This is a genomic window from Klebsiella sp. JN_Kp122 (assembly GCF_040062085.1).
Taxonomy (GTDB): domain Bacteria; phylum Pseudomonadota; class Gammaproteobacteria; order Enterobacterales; family Enterobacteriaceae; genus Klebsiella; species Klebsiella aerogenes.
Map to the genome: position 1 here is coordinate 98,208 of NZ_JBEAHW010000017.1, position 17,418 is coordinate 115,625.

16 protein-coding genes are annotated in these 17,418 nt (G+C 55.9%); 10 read left to right on the forward strand and 6 right to left on the reverse strand.

The window, feature by feature from the left end; all coding sequences use genetic code 11:
* Positions 1-24: 24 nt before the first annotated feature.
* Complete coding sequence (pdhR, locus tag ABLU78_RS05920) at positions 25-804, reverse strand: pyruvate dehydrogenase complex transcriptional repressor PdhR (protein WP_015368223.1); 780 nt, start codon at positions 802-804, stop codon at positions 25-27.
* A 645-nt stretch (positions 805-1,449) separates the two neighbouring features.
* On the opposite strand from pdhR, the gene aroP reads away from it, so the two are divergent.
* The 3 genes from aroP to ABLU78_RS05935 all read left to right on the forward strand — a co-directional run bounded on the left by aroP (position 1,450) and on the right by ABLU78_RS05935 (position 5,351).
* Positions 1,450-2,823: an aromatic amino acid transporter AroP gene (gene aroP / locus ABLU78_RS05925; protein WP_171824484.1), complete on the forward strand. Its 1,374-nt coding sequence runs from the start codon at positions 1,450-1,452 to the stop codon at positions 2,821-2,823.
* A gap of 171 nt (positions 2,824-2,994) precedes the next feature.
* Complete coding sequence (locus ABLU78_RS05930) at positions 2,995-4,401, forward strand: MFS transporter (protein WP_045386041.1); 1,407 nt, start codon at positions 2,995-2,997, stop codon at positions 4,399-4,401.
* Positions 4,401-5,351 carry a family 43 glycosylhydrolase gene (locus ABLU78_RS05935; protein WP_020079602.1) on the forward strand — a complete coding sequence of 317 codons (951 nt, stop codon included), beginning with the start codon at positions 4,401-4,403 and terminating at the stop codon, positions 5,349-5,351. The genes ABLU78_RS05930 and ABLU78_RS05935 overlap by 1 nt, the downstream gene beginning before the upstream one ends.
* A 178-nt stretch (positions 5,352-5,529) precedes the next feature.
* Here the strand turns inward: ABLU78_RS05935 and ampE are convergent, their stop codons facing one another.
* Both ampE and ampD read right to left on the reverse strand, forming a co-directional pair.
* Positions 5,530-6,384 (reverse strand): beta-lactamase regulator AmpE, encoded by an 855-nt coding sequence (gene ampE / locus ABLU78_RS05940; RefSeq protein ID WP_032709890.1) that lies wholly within the window; start codon positions 6,382-6,384, stop codon positions 5,530-5,532.
* On the reverse strand, positions 6,381-6,944 hold the full coding sequence (gene ampD / locus ABLU78_RS05945; RefSeq protein ID WP_015704411.1) for a 1,6-anhydro-N-acetylmuramyl-L-alanine amidase AmpD: 564 nt from the start codon (positions 6,942-6,944) through the stop codon (positions 6,381-6,383). Before ampD ends, ampE begins: the two co-directional genes overlap by 4 nt.
* Positions 6,945-7,081: 137 nt before the next feature.
* Here ampD and nadC point away from each other — a divergent pair, with 137 nt between their 5' ends.
* From nadC to hofC, 4 genes are all read left to right on the forward strand, one after another.
* Positions 7,082-7,975 (forward strand): carboxylating nicotinate-nucleotide diphosphorylase, encoded by an 894-nt coding sequence (gene nadC / locus ABLU78_RS05950; RefSeq protein ID WP_048230132.1) that lies wholly within the window; start codon positions 7,082-7,084, stop codon positions 7,973-7,975.
* A gap of 180 nt (positions 7,976-8,155) precedes the next feature.
* Positions 8,156-8,587, forward strand: a complete 432-nt coding sequence (gene ppdD / locus ABLU78_RS05955) for a prepilin peptidase-dependent pilin (RefSeq protein ID WP_048230131.1) — start codon at positions 8,156-8,158, stop codon at positions 8,585-8,587.
* A gap of 10 nt (positions 8,588-8,597) precedes the next feature.
* Entirely contained in the window at positions 8,598-9,983 is a 1,386-nt protein-coding gene (gspE, locus tag ABLU78_RS05960; protein ID WP_048230129.1) for a type II secretion system protein GspE, read from the forward strand.
* Positions 9,973-11,178 carry a protein transport protein HofC gene (hofC, locus tag ABLU78_RS05965; protein ID WP_142966363.1) on the forward strand — a complete coding sequence of 402 codons (1,206 nt, stop codon included), beginning with the start codon at positions 9,973-9,975 and terminating at the stop codon, positions 11,176-11,178. Before gspE ends, hofC begins: the two co-directional genes overlap by 11 nt.
* Positions 11,179-11,208: 30 nt before the next feature.
* Here the strand turns inward: hofC and ABLU78_RS05970 are convergent, their stop codons facing one another.
* Positions 11,209-12,252: a GMP reductase gene (locus ABLU78_RS05970; protein WP_015368234.1), complete on the reverse strand. Its 1,044-nt coding sequence runs from the start codon at positions 12,250-12,252 to the stop codon at positions 11,209-11,211.
* Between the two features lie 337 nt (positions 12,253-12,589).
* Here ABLU78_RS05970 and coaE point away from each other — a divergent pair, with 337 nt between their 5' ends.
* The 3 genes from coaE to yacG are packed head-to-tail and all read left to right on the forward strand — an operon-like array spanning position 12,590 to position 14,157.
* Entirely contained in the window at positions 12,590-13,210 is a 621-nt protein-coding gene (gene coaE / locus ABLU78_RS05975; RefSeq protein WP_042894009.1) for a dephospho-CoA kinase, read from the forward strand.
* Positions 13,210-13,953, forward strand: a complete 744-nt coding sequence (gene zapD, locus ABLU78_RS05980) for a cell division protein ZapD (protein WP_015368236.1) — start codon at positions 13,210-13,212, stop codon at positions 13,951-13,953. Before coaE ends, zapD begins: the two co-directional genes overlap by 1 nt.
* 9 nt (positions 13,954-13,962) lie before the next feature.
* Positions 13,963-14,157, forward strand: coding sequence for a DNA gyrase inhibitor YacG (gene yacG / locus ABLU78_RS05985; protein ID WP_015368237.1), 195 nt, complete (start codon positions 13,963-13,965; stop codon positions 14,155-14,157).
* Between the two features lie 67 nt (positions 14,158-14,224).
* Here yacG and mutT read toward each other — a convergent pair whose 3' ends face one another.
* Positions 14,225-14,617: an 8-oxo-dGTP diphosphatase MutT gene (mutT, locus tag ABLU78_RS05990; protein ID WP_015368238.1), complete on the reverse strand. Its 393-nt coding sequence runs from the start codon at positions 14,615-14,617 to the stop codon at positions 14,225-14,227.
* A gap of 60 nt (positions 14,618-14,677) precedes the next feature.
* Entirely contained in the window at positions 14,678-17,383 is a 2,706-nt protein-coding gene (secA, locus tag ABLU78_RS05995; RefSeq protein ID WP_015368239.1) for a preprotein translocase subunit SecA, read from the reverse strand.
* Between the last annotated feature and the right edge of the window lie 35 nt (positions 17,384-17,418).

The following is a 17,418-nucleotide window of genomic DNA, read 5'->3' on the forward strand; positions in this document are numbered from 1 at the left end:
TTGCCGCGCTCTAAAAAATGGCGCTTAAGAACCGGAGTTCTCGTCCTTTCGTTGCTGTAAACGACGCAGTGAACGTTCTCTACGACTCTGTTCACGGCTACGATCCAGCAAAATTTCCTCAATGAACGCCAGGTGACGGTGCGACGCCTCACGCGCCTGCTCCGGCTCCCCGGCCATTATCGCCTCGAAAATGCGAGTACGATGGTTGCTGACCAACGGGAGCATTTCCCGGCGGGCATACAGCAATTCAAAGTTCTGACGAACGTTCTGTGCCAGCATCGGCTCCATACACCTTAGCAGATGGAGCAACACCACATTGTGCGCCGCTTCGGTGACGGCGATTTGGTACTGGACGACAGCGCCGGATTCGGCGTCGAGATCGCCGGACTGTTGGGCCCGCTCAATGGCTTGATGCAGCTCGCGAATACGGTCGCGATCTTCATCATTGCTGCGCAGCGCCGCGTAATAAGCCGCGATGCCTTCCAGCGCGTGACGGGTTTCCAGCAAATCGAATTGGGATTCAGGGTGGTCGGACAGGAGCTCGACCAACGGGTCGCTAAAGCTCTGCCACAGGCTGCTTTGTACAAAGGTTCCACCGCCCTGGCGACGAAGCAACAGGCCCTTGGCTTCGAGGCGTTGAATCGCCTCACGGAGCGAGGGACGGGAAACGTCGAACTGTTTTGCCAGTTCGCGTTCAGGCGGGAGTTTTTCACCGGGGCGCAACGTCCCCTCAAGAATCAGAAACTCCAGCTGCTGCTCTATCACATCAGAAAGTTTTGGTTGGCGGATCTTGCTGTAGGCCATATTCCCTGTCTCTGCCATTCGCCCGGAGTCAATTGGTCTTACCAATTTAAAGTTCGTAGCGCTAAAGTAACAAAGTATTCACCTCCTGTCCATACAGGTTTTGATTGAAATCAGTAAACCTGGCCTTTTTTAACAACCTTACAGAAATAACGTTTCAGAAATGTAACCTTGCACAAAACTTACATTTACCCAGCAAGGGGTAGCATTAACTTTATATAAACGAAAAATTACGCTTTCTGAACCGATTCAAGAAGCGAAAAAGTGCATTTATAAACCAATAAAGTGAATAGATAACCAATAAAGGGTAGCGGTGGCGGTGGTAAGAAAAAATGACAAACGGTGTCTTTTTGTTCGTTCCGTCATCATCCCTTCATAAAGCAGGTGCATTCGCACGCCCTTACCATTATTCTGCATCAGGCGAAAGGTCTTTGAGGGAATTTCCGCTTTGCTTTCCGTAAAGAAATCAATACAAAAATGGAATTTCATAATTACACAAACACAACAATGTGTGCGTTGCGTCACTCGGGTAAAAACTGGCCTCAAACGCCTTGAAATTAGCTAACTATGCTATTTGGCAGAGACGGACAGCAAAGCAGCAACCTGAAGGATGAAGCGTATAAACATAATAACCACACACGAGGTTTCATGATGGAAGGTCAACAGCATGGCGATCGACTCAAGCGCGGCTTGAAGAACCGCCATATACAGCTCATTGCGCTAGGAGGCGCTATTGGTACGGGCTTATTCCTGGGTAGTGCGTCAGTGATTCAATCTGCAGGTCCTGGTATTATTCTCGGCTACGCTATCGCCGGGTTTATCGCCTTCCTGATCATGCGTCAACTCGGCGAGATGGTCGTCGAAGAACCGGTGGCCGGTTCATTCAGCCATTTTGCTTATAAATACTGGGGCGGCTTTGCCGGCTTTGCCTCCGGCTGGAACTATTGGGTGCTGTATGTGCTTGTCGCCATGGCGGAACTGACCGCCGTGGGCAAATATATCCAGTTCTGGTGGCCGGAAATCCCTACCTGGGCCTCCGCGGCGGTCTTCTTCATCGCCATTAACGCCATTAACCTGACCAACGTAAAAGTGTTCGGCGAAATGGAGTTCTGGTTCGCGATTATTAAAGTCGTCGCGGTAGTGGCCATGATTCTGTTCGGCGCCTGGTTGTTGTTCAGCGGCAACGGCGGCCCGCAGGCGACGGTCAGTAACCTGTGGGATCAGGGCGGTTTCCTGCCGCACGGCTTCACCGGGCTGGTGATGATGATGGCGATCATTATGTTCTCCTTCGGCGGTCTGGAACTGGTGGGCATCACCGCGGCAGAAGCGGACAACCCGGAAAAGAGCATCCCGAAAGCCACCAACCAGGTTATCTACCGTATCCTTATTTTCTATGTTGGCTCCCTGGCCGTGCTGCTCTCCCTGCTGCCGTGGACGCGCGTCACCGCCGATACCAGCCCGTTCGTGCTGATCTTCCACGAACTCGGCGACACACTGGTGGCAAACGCCCTCAACATCGTGGTGCTGACCGCCGCGCTCTCGGTTTACAACAGCTGCGTGTACTGTAACAGCCGTATGCTGTTCGGCCTGGCGCAGCAGGGCAATGCGCCGAAAGTGCTGCTGACTCTCGATAAACGCGGCGTACCGGTCAACACCATTCTGGTGTCCGCTGTAGTCACCGCGCTGTGCGTGCTGATCAACTACCTGGCGCCGGAATCGGCGTTCGGACTGCTGATGGCGCTGGTGGTCTCCGCGCTGGTAATTAACTGGGCGATGATTAGCCTCGCGCACATCAAATTCCGTCGCGCTAAGCAGCAGGAAGGCGTGAAAACACGTTTCCCGGCGCTGTTCTACCCGCTGGGTAACTGGGTATGCCTGCTATTTATGGTCGCGGTACTGGCCATCATGCTGATGACCCCGGGAATGGCGATTTCGGTGTGGCTGATACCGGTATGGATTGCCGTTCTCGGCGTTGGCTATCTGTTTAAACAGAAAAGCGCCGGCGTCGTAAAAGCACAATAATACATCTCGTCACGCCGTGTCCGTCCTCGAGCGACGGGCACGGCGCATTGTTATCTGCTTCACACTTTCCTTCCTGTAACAGTTTTATCCATATCGATGACGGATTACTGCAACGTAATTCCCGACGCTAAGACCAATAATTCTCTCCAGACTGCAATGGAGAGTTCCAGAATGACAGGCAATACACTTTCGCTGAAAGAAAAGATTGGCTACGGGATGGGCGATGCCGGATGTAACATTATCTTTGGCGCCATCATGTTGTTCGTTAACTATTTTTATACGGATATTTTTGGTCTTGCGCCGGCGCTGGTTGGGGTGCTGCTGCTTTCGGTGCGCGTCATCGATGCCGTCACCGACCCGATCATGGGGGCGATGGCCGACCGCACCCGCAGTAAATATGGCCGCTTTCGCCCATGGCTGCTGTGGATGGCCTTCCCCTACGCCCTGTTCAGCGTGCTGATGTTCACCACCCCGGAATGGACCTACAACAGCAAGGTTATCTATGCCTTCGTCACCTACTTCCTGCTGTCGATAACCTATACCGCGATTAACATCCCCTACTGCTCTTTGGGGACGGTGATGACATCCGACCCGCAAGAACGTGTCGCCTGCCAGTCATACCGCTTTGTGCTGGTCGGTATCGCGACGCTTCTGCTCTCGCTGACTCTGTTGCCAATGGCGGAGTGGTTCGGCGGCGCCGATAAAGCGAAAGGTTATCAAATGGCGATGACCGTATTGGCGTTCATCGGCATGTGTATGTTTTTGTTCTGCTTCGCCACCGTACGCGAGCGCATCCGTCCGGCGGTACAAACCAACGACGAGCTGAAAAAAGACCTCAAAGACGTGTGGAAAAACGACCAGTGGGTTCGCATTTTGCTCTTAACCCTGTGCAACGTTTGCCCCGGCTTTATCCGCATGGCCGCCACCATGTACTACGTCACCTGGGTGATGGGGCAAAGTACCCACTTCGCCACCCTGTTTATCAGCCTTGGCGTGGTCGGCATGATGATCGGCAGCATGCTGGCGAAAGTGCTGACCGATCGCTGGTGTAAACTGCAGGTCTTTTTCTGGACCAACATTGTACTGGCTGTCTTCTCCTGCGCGTTCTACTTCTTTAATCCGCATGCCACAACGCTGATTCTGGCGCTCTACTTCCTGCTCAATATCCTGCATCAAATCCCGTCGCCGCTGCACTGGTCGCTGATGTCCGACGTTGATGACTACGGCGAGTGGAAAACCGGTAAACGGATCACCGGCATCAGCTTCTCCGGTAACCTGTTCTTCCTGAAAGTGGGGCTGGCGGTCGCCGGGGCTATGGTGGGTTTCCTGCTGTCGTGGTACGGCTACGATGCCGGCGCGAAGCAACAAAGCGCCTCGGCGCTAAACGGTATCGTACTGCTGTTCTCTGTGATCCCCGGCGTTGGCTACCTGATTACCGCAGGCGTCGTACGCCTGTTGAAAGTTGACCGTGATCTGATGCGCCAAATCCAGAGCGATCTGGAAAAACGCCGCAGTAACTACAGCGAACTGAATGAACTCCAGGAATTGAAAACCAGTGAACACGTAAGGAAAGCCTGATGAACAACTGGCCTAACCCCTTTATTGAACAACGCGCGGACCCTTTTATCCTGCGCCATCACGACAGCTATTATTTTATTGCCTCCGTGCCGGAATACGATCGGCTGGAGATTCGCCGCGCCGCCACGCTGGAAGGCCTGCGTGAAGCCGAGCCGGTGACCGTCTGGCGCAAGCCGCAAAGCGGTCCGATGAGCCAGCTGATTTGGGCGCCGGAGCTCCACCACATCGACGGCAAGTGGTATATCTATTTCGCCGCCGCCCCGACCCATGACCTCGACGCCCAGGGGATGTTCCAGCACCGGATGTTCGCCCTTGAGTGTACCGACAGCGATCCGCTCAGCGGCCGCTGGCAGGAAAAAGGGCAAATTATCACCCCGTTCGATACCTTCGCCCTCGATGCCACCACTTTCTGCCATCAAGGGAAACGCTGGTATTTATGGGCGCAGAAAGACCCGCAGATCGCCGGCAATACCAATCTCTATCTGGCGGAGCTGGAAAACCCGTGGACGCTAAAAGGCGCGCCGATCATGCTGAGTAAGCCGGAGTTTGCCTGGGAATGCCGGGGATTTATGGTCAATGAGGGGCCTGCGGTGCTGGTACACGGCGATAAGCTGTTTATCAGCTATTCCGCCAGCGCGACCGATGAAAACTACTGCATGGGATTATTATGGATAGATATTCAGGCCGATCCGCTACAGCCGGCTAACTGGCACAAATCCCCGCAGCCGGTATTTCGCACCAGCTACGAAAACCGCCAGTATGGTCCCGGCCACAATAGCTTTACGCAAACGCCGGAGGGGGAAGATGTGCTGGTGTACCACGCGCGCAACTACACCGAAATCGAAGGCGACCCGCTGTACGATCCTAACCGTCACACCCGGCTGAAGTTAGTGCGCTGGCAAGAAAACGGGATGCCCGACTTCGGCATCCCCCCTGCTGATACGCTGTAGCGAGTGAACAGCGAGCCGTCCGGGATCCAACGCCACCACTGGGATTTTCCCTGCTTGCGCTGCGCTTAGCAGGGCTACCACTTCTGCGCTTACCGGGCCGCGGACCGTAGGCCGGATAAGCGCAGCGCCATCCGGCGACATGAGTGCGCCAAGCCTAGCAGCGCCAGGCTTCGGGCCGTTAAATCAACGTTCCGTAGATGGTCAGCAGCGCCATAATCACCACCACCACCAGCGAGGTTTTCTTCGCCATGGAAACCGCCGCTTTTGGCGTCTCAACCGCATCGACGTGCGGCTCGCGGGCCAATGAGAACTGGGCCAGACGAGTTAATACCTGATACTGTGAAGAGTGACGATCGCCTAGCGAGGCAAACCACGCAGGCAGCGCTTTTTCGCCGTGCCCCAGCAGCGCGTATACCACGCCAACCAGGCGCACCGGCACCCAATCGACAATATGCAGAATACCGTCAATGCCGGACTGTAAACGATGGCGCGGCGTCTGATAGCGCGCAAGCCAGGTCTGCCAGGCGCGCAGGACGCTATAAGCGGTTAGCGTCAACAGCCCCCACGGGCCGCCGACCACCAGCCAGAACAGCGGCGCGAGATAGTAGCGATAGTTGATCCATAGCAGTGCGTTTTGCAGCTCGCGGAGATACTCCTGACGATCGCAGCCCGGCGGCACGCCGTGAATAAGCGTTAGTTCGCTGGCCATAGAATCGCAGGCGTGGCTATCGTTGTTCGCCGCCGCCTTCAGATAGGCATGATAATGCAGGCGCACCTTGCCCGCGCCAATGCACAGCAGGCCAAGCAAAATCCAGAACACCAGCAGCGGTACGTTAAATAGCTGCCCCTGTAGCAGGCGTTGAATAACGTACACCACCGCCACCGCGACGACGGTCATCAGCACGGTGCCGAACAGCGAGAAATGCCTCACGCGGCGGAACAGTACCTCCAGGCGATGATCGAGCTGCCAGTGCTCGCCAAGCTTGAACAGACGCTCGGCGATGAGAACCAGCAGCGTAGTAAACAACGTCATGGTATCTCCTTATGTGACGATGCGGCCAACATACCGCGGTATTTTGCCCAATCAAAGGCCGGGCCGGGATCCGTTTTACGTATCGGCGCGATATCGCAATGGCCGGTAATATTATCAGCAATACCAGGATAACGCTGGATGAGCGCCTGGGTAATCACCACTAACTGCTGGTACTGCGCCTCGGTGTAGGCCTGAGTATCCGTCCCTTCCAGCTCAATGCCGATCGAAAAATCATTGCAGCGCTCGCGGCCGTGATAGCTGGAGACGCCCGCATGCCATGCGCGCTTATCAAAGGGTACATACTGGACTATCTCGCCATCGCGGCGAATCAGACAATGCGCCGAAACGCGCAGATGAGCAATCCCGGCGAAGTAAGGATGCGCGTCGGCATCCAATGTACCGGTAAATAGCGCGTCAATCCACGGGCCGCCAAACTCCCCCGGCGGCAGGCTGATATTATGTACCACCAGTAAAGAAGGGTTTTCATCGTCCGGGCGGCAATCGTGATGCGGCGAAGGCACCCGACGCGCGCCCACCAGCCATCCGCCATTCAACTGCATGGGGAATCTCCTTTCGCAAACGTGGATCCCGGCGGCCCCACAGGCGACGCGAAATCCATTGGGTATGAGTGGTACAGAAACGTGGTTCAGGTTAGCATGTTTCCCACTTCTGAATCTTATCTATCTGGAGCTTTATCATGACGCCTCGTCGCTACAGCCCCGACCGCCGCCGTGACGCGCTGCTGGAACGTATTAATCTCGATATTACCGACGCCGTCGCGCAATCACTACGCGAAGATCTGGGCGGCGAAGTTGACGCTAACAACGATATTAGCGCGCAATTATTGCCATCGGACGCGCGCGCTCACGCCGTCGTTATCACCCGCGAAGATGGGGTATTCTGCGGTAAGCGTTGGGTAGAAGAAGTTTTCATTCAGCTTGCCGGCGACGATGTCCGCATCACCTGGCACGTGGCTGACGGCGATACGGTAAAAGCCGATCAGCCGCTATTCGAACTGGACGGGCAGTCGCGGGTGCTGCTGACCGGCGAACGCACCGCGCTGAATTTCGTGCAGACCCTCTCCGGGGTAGCAAGCGAAGTACGCCGCTACGTCGACCTGCTCAAAGGCACCAAAACGCAACTGCTTGATACGCGTAAAACGTTACCAGGCCTGCGCACCGCGTTGAAGTATGCGGTGCTGTGTGGCGGCGGCGCGAACCACCGTCTGGGCCTCTTCGACGCTTTCCTGATCAAAGAAAACCATATCATCGCCTCTGGTTCGGTACGTCAGGCGGTGGAAAAAGCCTTCTGGCTGCACCCGGACGTACCGGTGGAAGTCGAAGTCGAAACGCTGGATGAGCTGGATGAAGCGTTAAAAGCCGGCGCTGATATCATCATGCTCGACAATTTCACCACCGACCTGATGCGTGAGGCGGTGAAACGTACCAACGGCCAGGCGGCGCTGGAAGTCTCCGGCAACGTTACCTTCGATACCATTCGCGAATTCGCGGAAACCGGCGTTGACTATATTTCCGTCGGCGCACTCACTAAGCACGTACGGGCCCTCGACCTGTCCATGCGTTTTCGTTAATTCTCTCCCCGATATCCACCGGGTATCGGGGTTATTTTTGCGAGACGCCTCGCACGCTTCCCGTGCATCTTTGAAAGCGCTACCGAAAAGCTGGATGCCTGCATCCTAAGCGTATTTTTCCTCCTCGCCGCCGCGACGTAATCGCGCCAAAGTCACCCCACAACCAACAAGGAGTGACTTATGGATAAGCAACGTGGTTTTACCCTGATCGAATTAATGGTGGTTATCGGCATTATCGCCATCCTCAGCGCCATCGGCATCCCTGCCTACCAAAACTACCTACGCAAAGCCGCCCTCACCGATATGCTGCAAACCTTTGTGCCCTACCGCACGGCAATAGAGCTGTGCGCGTTGGACCACGGCGGACTAACCAGCTGCGATGGCGGCAGCAACGGTATCCCTTCACCGTCGACTACCCGCTATGTATCGGCGATGAGCGTCGCCCAGGGGGTGGTCACGCTGACCGGGCAGGAGAGCCTTAACGGCCTGGCCGTCACCCTGACCCCTTCCTGGGATAGCGCCAACGGTATCACCGGTTGGCAGCGCGTCTGCGCCATCGGCGATGACAGCGCGTTAAAGCAGGCCTGCGAAGATGTCTTCCGCTTTAACTGAGATGACAGCCATGAAAACCGAACAGCTACTCTCACTCTGTCAGCGCCATCACGCACTGTTGTTGAAGAGCGACGAGCAGACCATTGTTATCGCCGTTGTGGATACGCCGTCGCCAGAACTGATGGAAGCGCTGCGCTTCGCTACCCAAAAGCGCATCGATATTGAATGCTGGAGCCAGGAGCGGATGGATAAGCATCAGCATGAGGCACAGCGGTCAGCAGCAGACTCCGCCACGGGTACCCCCCAGGGCGTAACCGATCTACTGAATCAAATTCTGGAGCAGGCGCTGCGCCAGCGAGCCTCTGATATCCATATTGAGCCGGCGGAAAATCAGCTGCGGATACGTCTGCGTGTCGATGGCGTGTTGCATGCTCTACCGTTACTTGAGGCCGCGCTGGCTGCGCCAATAGCCGCACGGCTTAAGGTGCTGGGCAACCTCGATATTGCCGAGCATCGTCTACCGCAGGATGGACAGTTCACTCTGACGCTTACCGGGCGCACGGTCTCCTTTCGCATTGCAACCCTCCCCTGCCGCGGCGGGGAGAAAATCGTCCTGCGTTTATTACACCAGGTGGAGCAGGCGCTGGATCTGGAAGCTCTGGGGCTCTCCTCTCGTCAGCTTGCTTTTTTCCGCGCCGCATTGAACCAGCCGCAGGGGTTGCTACTGGTTACCGGGCCTACGGGGAGTGGCAAAACCGTCACCCTGTACAGCGCGCTGCAGGCGCGAAACCGCGAAGAGGTCAATATCTGCAGCGTGGAAGATCCGCTGGAGATCCCGCTTACCGGGCTCAACCAAACGCAGATCAACCCGCGATCCGGGCTTACCTTCCAGAGCGTCCTGCGGGCGCTGCTGCGTCAGGATCCGGATATCGTCATGGTCGGAGAAATTCGCGATGCCGAAACCGCGGAAATCGCCATTAAAGCCGCACAAACCGGGCATCTGGTGCTCTCTACATTGCATACTAACTCCACCAGCGAAACGTTAATTCGCCTGCAACAAATGGGCGTAGCGCGCTGGATGATCTCCTCGGCGCTATCGCTGGTGGTCGCCCAGCGGCTGGTGCGAAAACTGTGTCCCCACTGCCGGCGCGATGGCGGCCGCCCTACCGAGGTGCCGCACAGTCTTTGGCCACGCCCATTACCCGGCTGGCTGGCGGTTGGCTGCCCACAGTGCTACCACGGTTACTACGGCCGCCTGGCCTTATTCGAACTGCTGCCGGTGGATAGCGCGCTACGCGAGGCCATTAATCGCGATCTCAGCGCGGCGGAAATCGAAACGCTGGCCCGCGAAGCCGGCATGATGACACTGTTTGAAAGCGGCTGTGAAGCGGTGGAGCGCGGGTTGACCAGCCTGGAAGAAGTCGTGCGCGTTCTGGGGATCCCACATGGCGACTAAGCAGCTTTGGCAGTGGCGGGGGATGGATAAGCAAGGAATGATGTGCGAGGGCGCCCTGTGGCAAGAAACGCGTGGGCAGGCGCTGGCATCACTGGAACAGCAGCGGATCCTGCCGCTGGCGCTACGGCGTAAAACGGTACAGAATTCGCTGTGGCGCCCGCGCTACAGCGGTGAGGTTATCCGCCAGCTTGCCACGCTGCTGCAGGCTGGTTTACCGCTGGCTGAAGGGCTGGAGCTGCTGGCCCAACAACAGCCGCACAAACAGTGGCAGGCGTTGCTACGAGTGCTGGCGCAGGAACTGGCAAATGGCGTTTCTCTCTCCAGCGGCCTGGCGCAATGGCCGCAGGTCTTCCCTCCGCTCTATCTGGCGATGATCCGCACCGGCGAGCTCACCGGTAAGCTGGAACGCTGCTGCTTTCAACTCGCGCAACAGCAGCAAGAACAACAGCGTCTGACAGAAAAGGTAAAGAAGGCGCTGCGCTATCCGATCGTTATCCTGACATTAGCGCTGGCGCTGGTCGTGGCGATGCTGTTTTTCGTTCTGCCTGAATTTACCGCCATCTATCGGACCTTCAACACGCCGCTCCCCTTGCTGACGCAAATGGTCATTCACCTTGGCGACGCGTTAGCCCGCTACTGGCCCTTGCTGCCGCCTCTTTTTGCTATTCTACTTTTTCTCAACCGGCTAGCCCGGCGTCGGCCACGCTGGCTGCTGTTAAGGCAAAGATTATTTCACGCGATTCCAATAGCGGGTCGGCTGATCAACGGTCAGCAACTGAGCCAGATATTTACCATTCTTTCACTGACACAAAGCGCGGGCATAAGCTTTGTCCAGGGGCTGGAGAGCGTCGAGGAAACCGTGGGCTGCCCGCTGTGGCGGCAGCGGATTGCACAGGCGCGCGCAGAGATTATCCATGGCCAACCAATCTGGCAGGCGCTGACGAATTGTGGCGGATTTACCTCGCTGTGCCTGCAGCTCATTCGTACCGGCGAGGCATCTGGAGCGCTGGATACGATGCTCGATAACCTGGCGCGCCATCATAGCGAGCAAACTCATCAGCAGGCGGATAATCTGGCGACGCTGCTGGAGCCAATACTGCTGGTGGTGACCGGAACGATCGTCGGTGTGCTGGTGGTAGCGATGTACCTACCTGTTTTTCATCTGGGGGACGCGCTGGGCACAATGGGGAGTTAATGGCTGGCGCCAGAGCGCCAGCCATCGTCATTACAGGCTGTTGAACACGCGGTTCTCTTGTTCCTGTACGCGGATAAAGGTTGTACGTTTGGTCAGCTCTTTCAGGCGGGAAGCGCCAACATAGGTGCATGCTGAACGCAGGCCACCGAGGATATCACGCGCGGTATTATCAACCGGGCCGCGCAGCGGCAACTTAACGGTTTTACCTTCCGCGGCACGATATTTCGCGACGCCGCCGACGTGGCGAGTCATCGCCGATTCAGAGCTCATACCGTAAAACAGCATGAATTTTTCACCGTTCTCTTCAACCACGGTACCGCCGCTCTCTTCGTGACCCGCCAGCATCCCGCCGAGCATGACAAAATCGGCACCGCCGCCAAAAGCTTTCGCAACATCGCCCGGCATGGTGCAGCCGCCGTCGCTGATGATCTGGCCGCCGAGACCGTGCGCGGCATCGGCACATTCAATCACCGCAGACAGCTGCGGGTAGCCAACGCCGGTTTTCACGCGGGTAGTACAGACGGAGCCAGGGCCAATGCCCACTTTAACGATATCAGCGCCGGAGAGAATCAGTTCTTCACACATCTCACCGGTCACTACGTTGCCGGCAATAATGGTTTTTTGCGGCCAGGCGGCGCGCGCTTTCGCCACAAACTGAACGAAGTGTTCAGAGTAGCCGTTAGCCACGTCTATGCAGACGAAGTTCAGCTGTGGATTCTGGGTCAGGATCTGCTGAGTTTTTTCAAAGTCCGCGTCAGAGGTACCGGTGGAAACCATCACATGCTGCAGCACTTCTGCGGACTCGCTCTGCACAAACGCCTGCCATTCTTCAACGCTGTAGTGTTTGTGCACGGCGGTCAGAATTCCAAAAGCGGACAAGGCTTTCGCCATGCTGAAGGTACCGACGGTATCCATGTTAGCAGCGATAATCGGTACGCCGGACCAGGTCTGGCCTGAATGCTTAAAGGTGAATTCACGTTCCAGTTGAACATCAGAACGGCTTTTGAGGGTAGAGCGTTTCGGGCGGATAAGAACGTCTTTAAAACCTAGCTTCAGATCTTCTTCAATACGCATGTGCGAATTCCTGGGGTTAATTGCATTAATGTGAGAGCACAACTCCAGTGACGCTATCATACGCACGAATCATAGCCGCGCAAGACTGCGATTTTCACTTTTTTTACGCTACAATCGTTAAAATTTACCTGGTGAATAGCGAAAAACACGTTCGTGTGCTTTCCTTACCATTGCATCATTTTTAACCAATTGTTTTTTATATATAAAGTGAATCACAATTCACATTATGGATACTTTTTCGATTTAACAAAATCTTGATTAAGCTATCCTCTGGGTCTGAATGGCGCGGTGAATCGCCAGGGTTTTGAACAATAATGTGACATCGGGATTGAAGTGTATGGGGTATACGGTAGCGTTAACAGGCGGCATCGGTAGCGGTAAAAGTACCGTCGCCGACGAATTTGCTCACCTGGGCGTAACCGTCATCGACGCCGATATTATTGCGCGTCAGGTTGTAGAGCCCGGTACTCCCGCCCTACTTGCTATCGCTGAAAGGTTTGGTCCACAGATGATCAACGACGATGGCAGCCTGAATCGCCGCCGCTTACGCGAACGCATTTTTGCTCATAGCGAGGACAAGGCCTGGCTTAACGCGCTGCTGCATCCGCTGATTCAGCAAGAAACGCGCCGTCAGATGCAGGCCTCAACCTCACCTTATCTCCTCTGGGTCGTACCCTTGCTGGTCGAAAACCGCCTGACCGATAAAGCCGATCGCATACTGGTTGTCGATGTGCCAAAAGAGACGCAAATCGAGCGCACCATACGCCGCGATGGGGTCAGTCGTGAACACGCTGAACATATTCTTGCCGCCCAGGCGACGCGCGAACAGCGTCTTGCCGCAGCGGATGATGTTATTGAAAACATGGGCTCCGCGGATGCCGTCGCATCCCACGTCGCCCGCCTGCACGATAAGTATTTAATGCTGGCATCGCAGGCCGCCTCACAGGAAAAACCGTAATGCATACCCCTGTTCTCTTCGAACATCCGCTCAATGAGAAAATGCGCACCTGGCTGCGCATTGAATTTTTATTTCAGCAGCTCTCTTCCCGCCCGGCCATTGCCAGCTACGCGGACGCTCTCCATTTTTTCCGCAATACCGGCGATCTACTGGACGTGCTGGAACGTGGCGAAGTGCGTACCGATTTGCTGAAAGAGCTGGAGCGACAACAGCGGAAATTACAAACCTGGGCCGAAGTGCCCGGCGTCGATCAGCAGCGTATTGAAGCCCTACGTCAGCAGCTCAAACTGTCCGGCAGCACCTTGATCTCCGCTCCGCGTATTGGCCAGTTTCTTCGTGAAGATCGGCTGATTGGCCTGGTGCGCCAGCGTCTGAGCATCCCTGGCGGCTGTTGCGGCTTTGATTTGCCAACTCTGCATATCTGGCTGCATATGCCGCAAGAGTATCGCGATGAGCAGGTGGCAAAATGGTTAGCGAGCCTGACGCCGCTGATGCAGTCGCTGGAGCTGATCCTTGATTTGATTCGTAACTCCGCGCCTTTCCGTAAGCAGACCAGCCTCAATGGCTTTTATCAGGATAATGGCGACGATGCCGATCTGCTGCGCCTGCGCCTGGATCTCGCAAGCCAGCTATACCCGCAAATTTCCGGCCATAAAAGCCGCTTCGCCATCCGCTTCCTGCCGCTGGACAGCGAGCATGGTATCGTGCCGGAACGCTTTGATTTTGAACTGGCTTGTTGCTAAGGAGACACTATGTCAGAAGAGACTATCGTTAACTGCCCAACCTGCGGTAAAAACGTCGTCTGGAGCGAGCAAAGCCCGTTTCGCCCGTTTTGCTCGAAGCGCTGCCAGCTGATCGATCTTGGCGAGTGGGCGGCGGAAGAGAAACGTATCCCCAGTTCCGGCGACTTATCCGACAGCGATGACTGGAGCGAGCCGCAGCAGTAACCTTTCCTATCGCTAATCCGGGACGTTCCGGATTAGCGTTTCAGGCCTGCGCCGGGTTGCCCGGCGCTCAGGCAAGCGTAATAAGTTTATTAATTATCGGCTCGTTCGCCGGCGGAAATGCCTGCGGATCCAACGCCTGCTGCGCCATCCACTGCCCCGGTTGTCCTTCTTTGCCCCACGGCTCACCTTGCCAGTTTTCCACCAGGAAGAACCATAGCGTGATATGGCGATCCGGGAATTGATACTCCAGTTTGTCGAACAACGTGGACGTCGTCACCGTAATCCCGACCTCTTCCTGCAGTTCACGTACCAGCGCCTGTTCCGGCGTCTCACCTGATTCTATTTTTCCGCCGGGGAATTCCAGTTTATTGGCCATATGCGCGTCTGCAGCACGCTGGGTAATAAAAATTTCGCCTTGCGGATTGCGAATTATCCCGACGGCGATTTGCAGTTTTTTCATTGAAACAGCTCCATAAAAAAGGCGCAGAAATCTGCGCCCTGGTTTTCTTTTTATCAGCCCTTAGCTCAGACGGCCGTGGCACTGTTTGTATTTTTTACCGGAACCGCACGGGCACGGATCGTTACGCCCGACTTTACGGTCGCCGGTCTGTTCAGCCAGCGAGGCGGCAGCCAGTGTATCGTCATCCTGATGGCTCAGCTGCTGCATCTGCGCGAGACGCTCTGCCTCTTCGCGACGTTGCTGTTCCATCTCTTCGACTTCTTCCGGCATCCGCACCTGTACCTTGCTCAGCGTGCTGATAACTTCATACTTCAGCGATTCGAGCATAGCGGCAAACATCGAGAAGGATTCGCGCTTGTACTCCTGCTTCGGATCTTTCTGCGCATAGCCGCGCAGATGGATACCCTGGCGCAGGTAGTCCATCGCCGCCAGGTGCTCTTTCCACAGGGAATCCAGCGTTTGCAGCATGACGCCTTTCTCGAAGTGACGCATCATTTCGGCGCCGACCACTTCTTCTTTACGCTGGTAGGTTTCTACCGCGCTCTGCAGAATACGTTCACGCAGGGTCTCTTCGTGCAGCTCCGGCTCTTTATCCAGCCACTCTTTGATTGGCAGCTCAAGGTCGAAGTCGTTTTTCAGACGTTCCTGCAGGCCTTCAATATCCCACATCTCTTCCAGCGACTGCGGCGGGATATGCGCATCAATAGTGGCTTTGAAGACGTCTTCGCGGATGCTGTTGATGGTTTCGCTCACGTCGGAGATATCCAACAGCTCGTTACGCTGGGTATAGATAGCGCGACGCTGATCGTTGGCGACGTCATCATATTCCAGCAGCTGTTTACGAATGTCGAAGTTGCGGCTTTCCACTTTACGCTGGGCGTTGGCAATCGCTTTGGTCACCCACGGGTGCTCGATAGCTTCGCCCGGCTTCATCCCCAGTTTACGCATCATGCCGGATACGCGATCGGAGGCGAAGATACGCATCAGAGCATCTTCCATCGACAGGTAGAAGCGGGAAGAACCGGCATCACCCTGACGGCCAGCACGGCCACGCAGCTGGTTATCGATACGACGGGATTCATGACGCTCGGTACCGATGATGTGCAGACCGCCTGCGGCCAGGACCGCATCGTGGCGCACCTGCCAGTCAGCTTTGATTTTTTCAATCTGCTCCGGCGTTGGATTTTCCAGCGCGGCAACTTCCGCCTGCCAGCTACCGCCGAGCATAATATCGGTACCACGGCCCGCCATGTTGGTGGCGATGGTGACCGCAGCCGGATAACCCGCCTGGGCGACGATATCCGCTTCGCTGGCGTGGAACTTGGCGTTCAGAACGTTGTGCTTGATGCCGGCTTTCGTCAGTTCGCGGGAAACCACTTCAGATTTTTCGATTGAGATAGTACCGACCAGCACCGGCTGACCGGCGGCGGTACGATCTTTAATATCTTCGATAATCGCCTGAATTTTTTCCGCTTCGGTCATGTAGACCAGATCCGCCATATCCTTACGAATCATCGGACGGTTAGTCGGGACGACAACGGTATCCAGTTTATAGATGGAGCTGAATTCAAAGGCTTCGGTATCCGCGGTACCGGTCATCCCCGCCAGCTTCTCGTACAGGCGGAAGTAGTTCTGGAAGGTGATGGATGCCAGAGTCTGGTTCTCGTTCTGGATCTCCACCCCTTCTTTGGCTTCTACCGCCTGGTGCAGGCCATCGGACCAGCGACGCCCCTGCATCGTACGGCCGGTGTGTTCATCGACGATGATGACTTCGCCATCTTTCACGATGTAGTCAACGTCGCGGGTAAACAGCGCGTGGGCGCGCAGCGCGGCGGTAACATGGTGCATCAGCATGATGTTGGTCGGAGAATACAGTGATTCGCCTTCCTCCATGATGCCTTCCTGCACCAGCAGCTCTTCGATCAGTACCAGACCGCGTTCGGTCAGGTTAACCTGGCGAGCTTTCTCATCCACGGAGAAGTGGCCTTCACCGGTAAAGGTGTCGGAGTCTTCCTTTTCCTGGCGGATCAGGTGCGGAATAATTTTGTTCACCTTGCGATACATTTCGGAGCTGTCTTCAGCCGGGCCGGAAATGATAAGCGGGGTACGCGCTTCGTCGATCAGGATGGAGTCCACCTCATCCACCAGCGCATAGTGCAGTTTACGCTGTACGCGCTCTTCCGGACTGAACGCCATGTTATCGCGCAGATAATCGAAGCCGTATTCGTTGTTGGTACCGTAGGTGATGTCGGCCGCGTAGGCTTCACGCTTCGCCGGCGCAGGCAGGCCGGACATATTGATGCCCACGCTCATACCGAGGAATTCGAACAGCGGACGGTTGTTTTCGGCGTCACGCTGCGCCAGATAGTCGTTGACGGTAACGACGTGAACGCCTTTACCGGTCAGCGCGTTAAGATACGCCGGTAACGTCGCGGTCAGGGTTTTACCTTCACCGGTACGCATCTCCGCGATGCAACGGTCGTTCAGTACCATACCGCCCAGCAGCTGCACGTCGAAGTGGCGCATGCCGAAGACGCGTTTACTCGCTTCACGCACCACGGCAAACGCTTCCGGGATCAGGCTTTCCAGGCTTTCACCTTTCTCCAGACGCGCGCGGAATTCCCCGGTTTTGGCTTTCAGCTCGTCATCAGAGAGCTTTTCCATCGCCGGTTCCATACCATTGATGATGTTGACGACTTTGCGCATACGACGCAGCGTACGGTCGTTACGGCTACCGAACACTTTAGTTAACATTTTAATTAGCATAATAAAATCTCAAACGCCCCGCGGTGCGGAGTCAA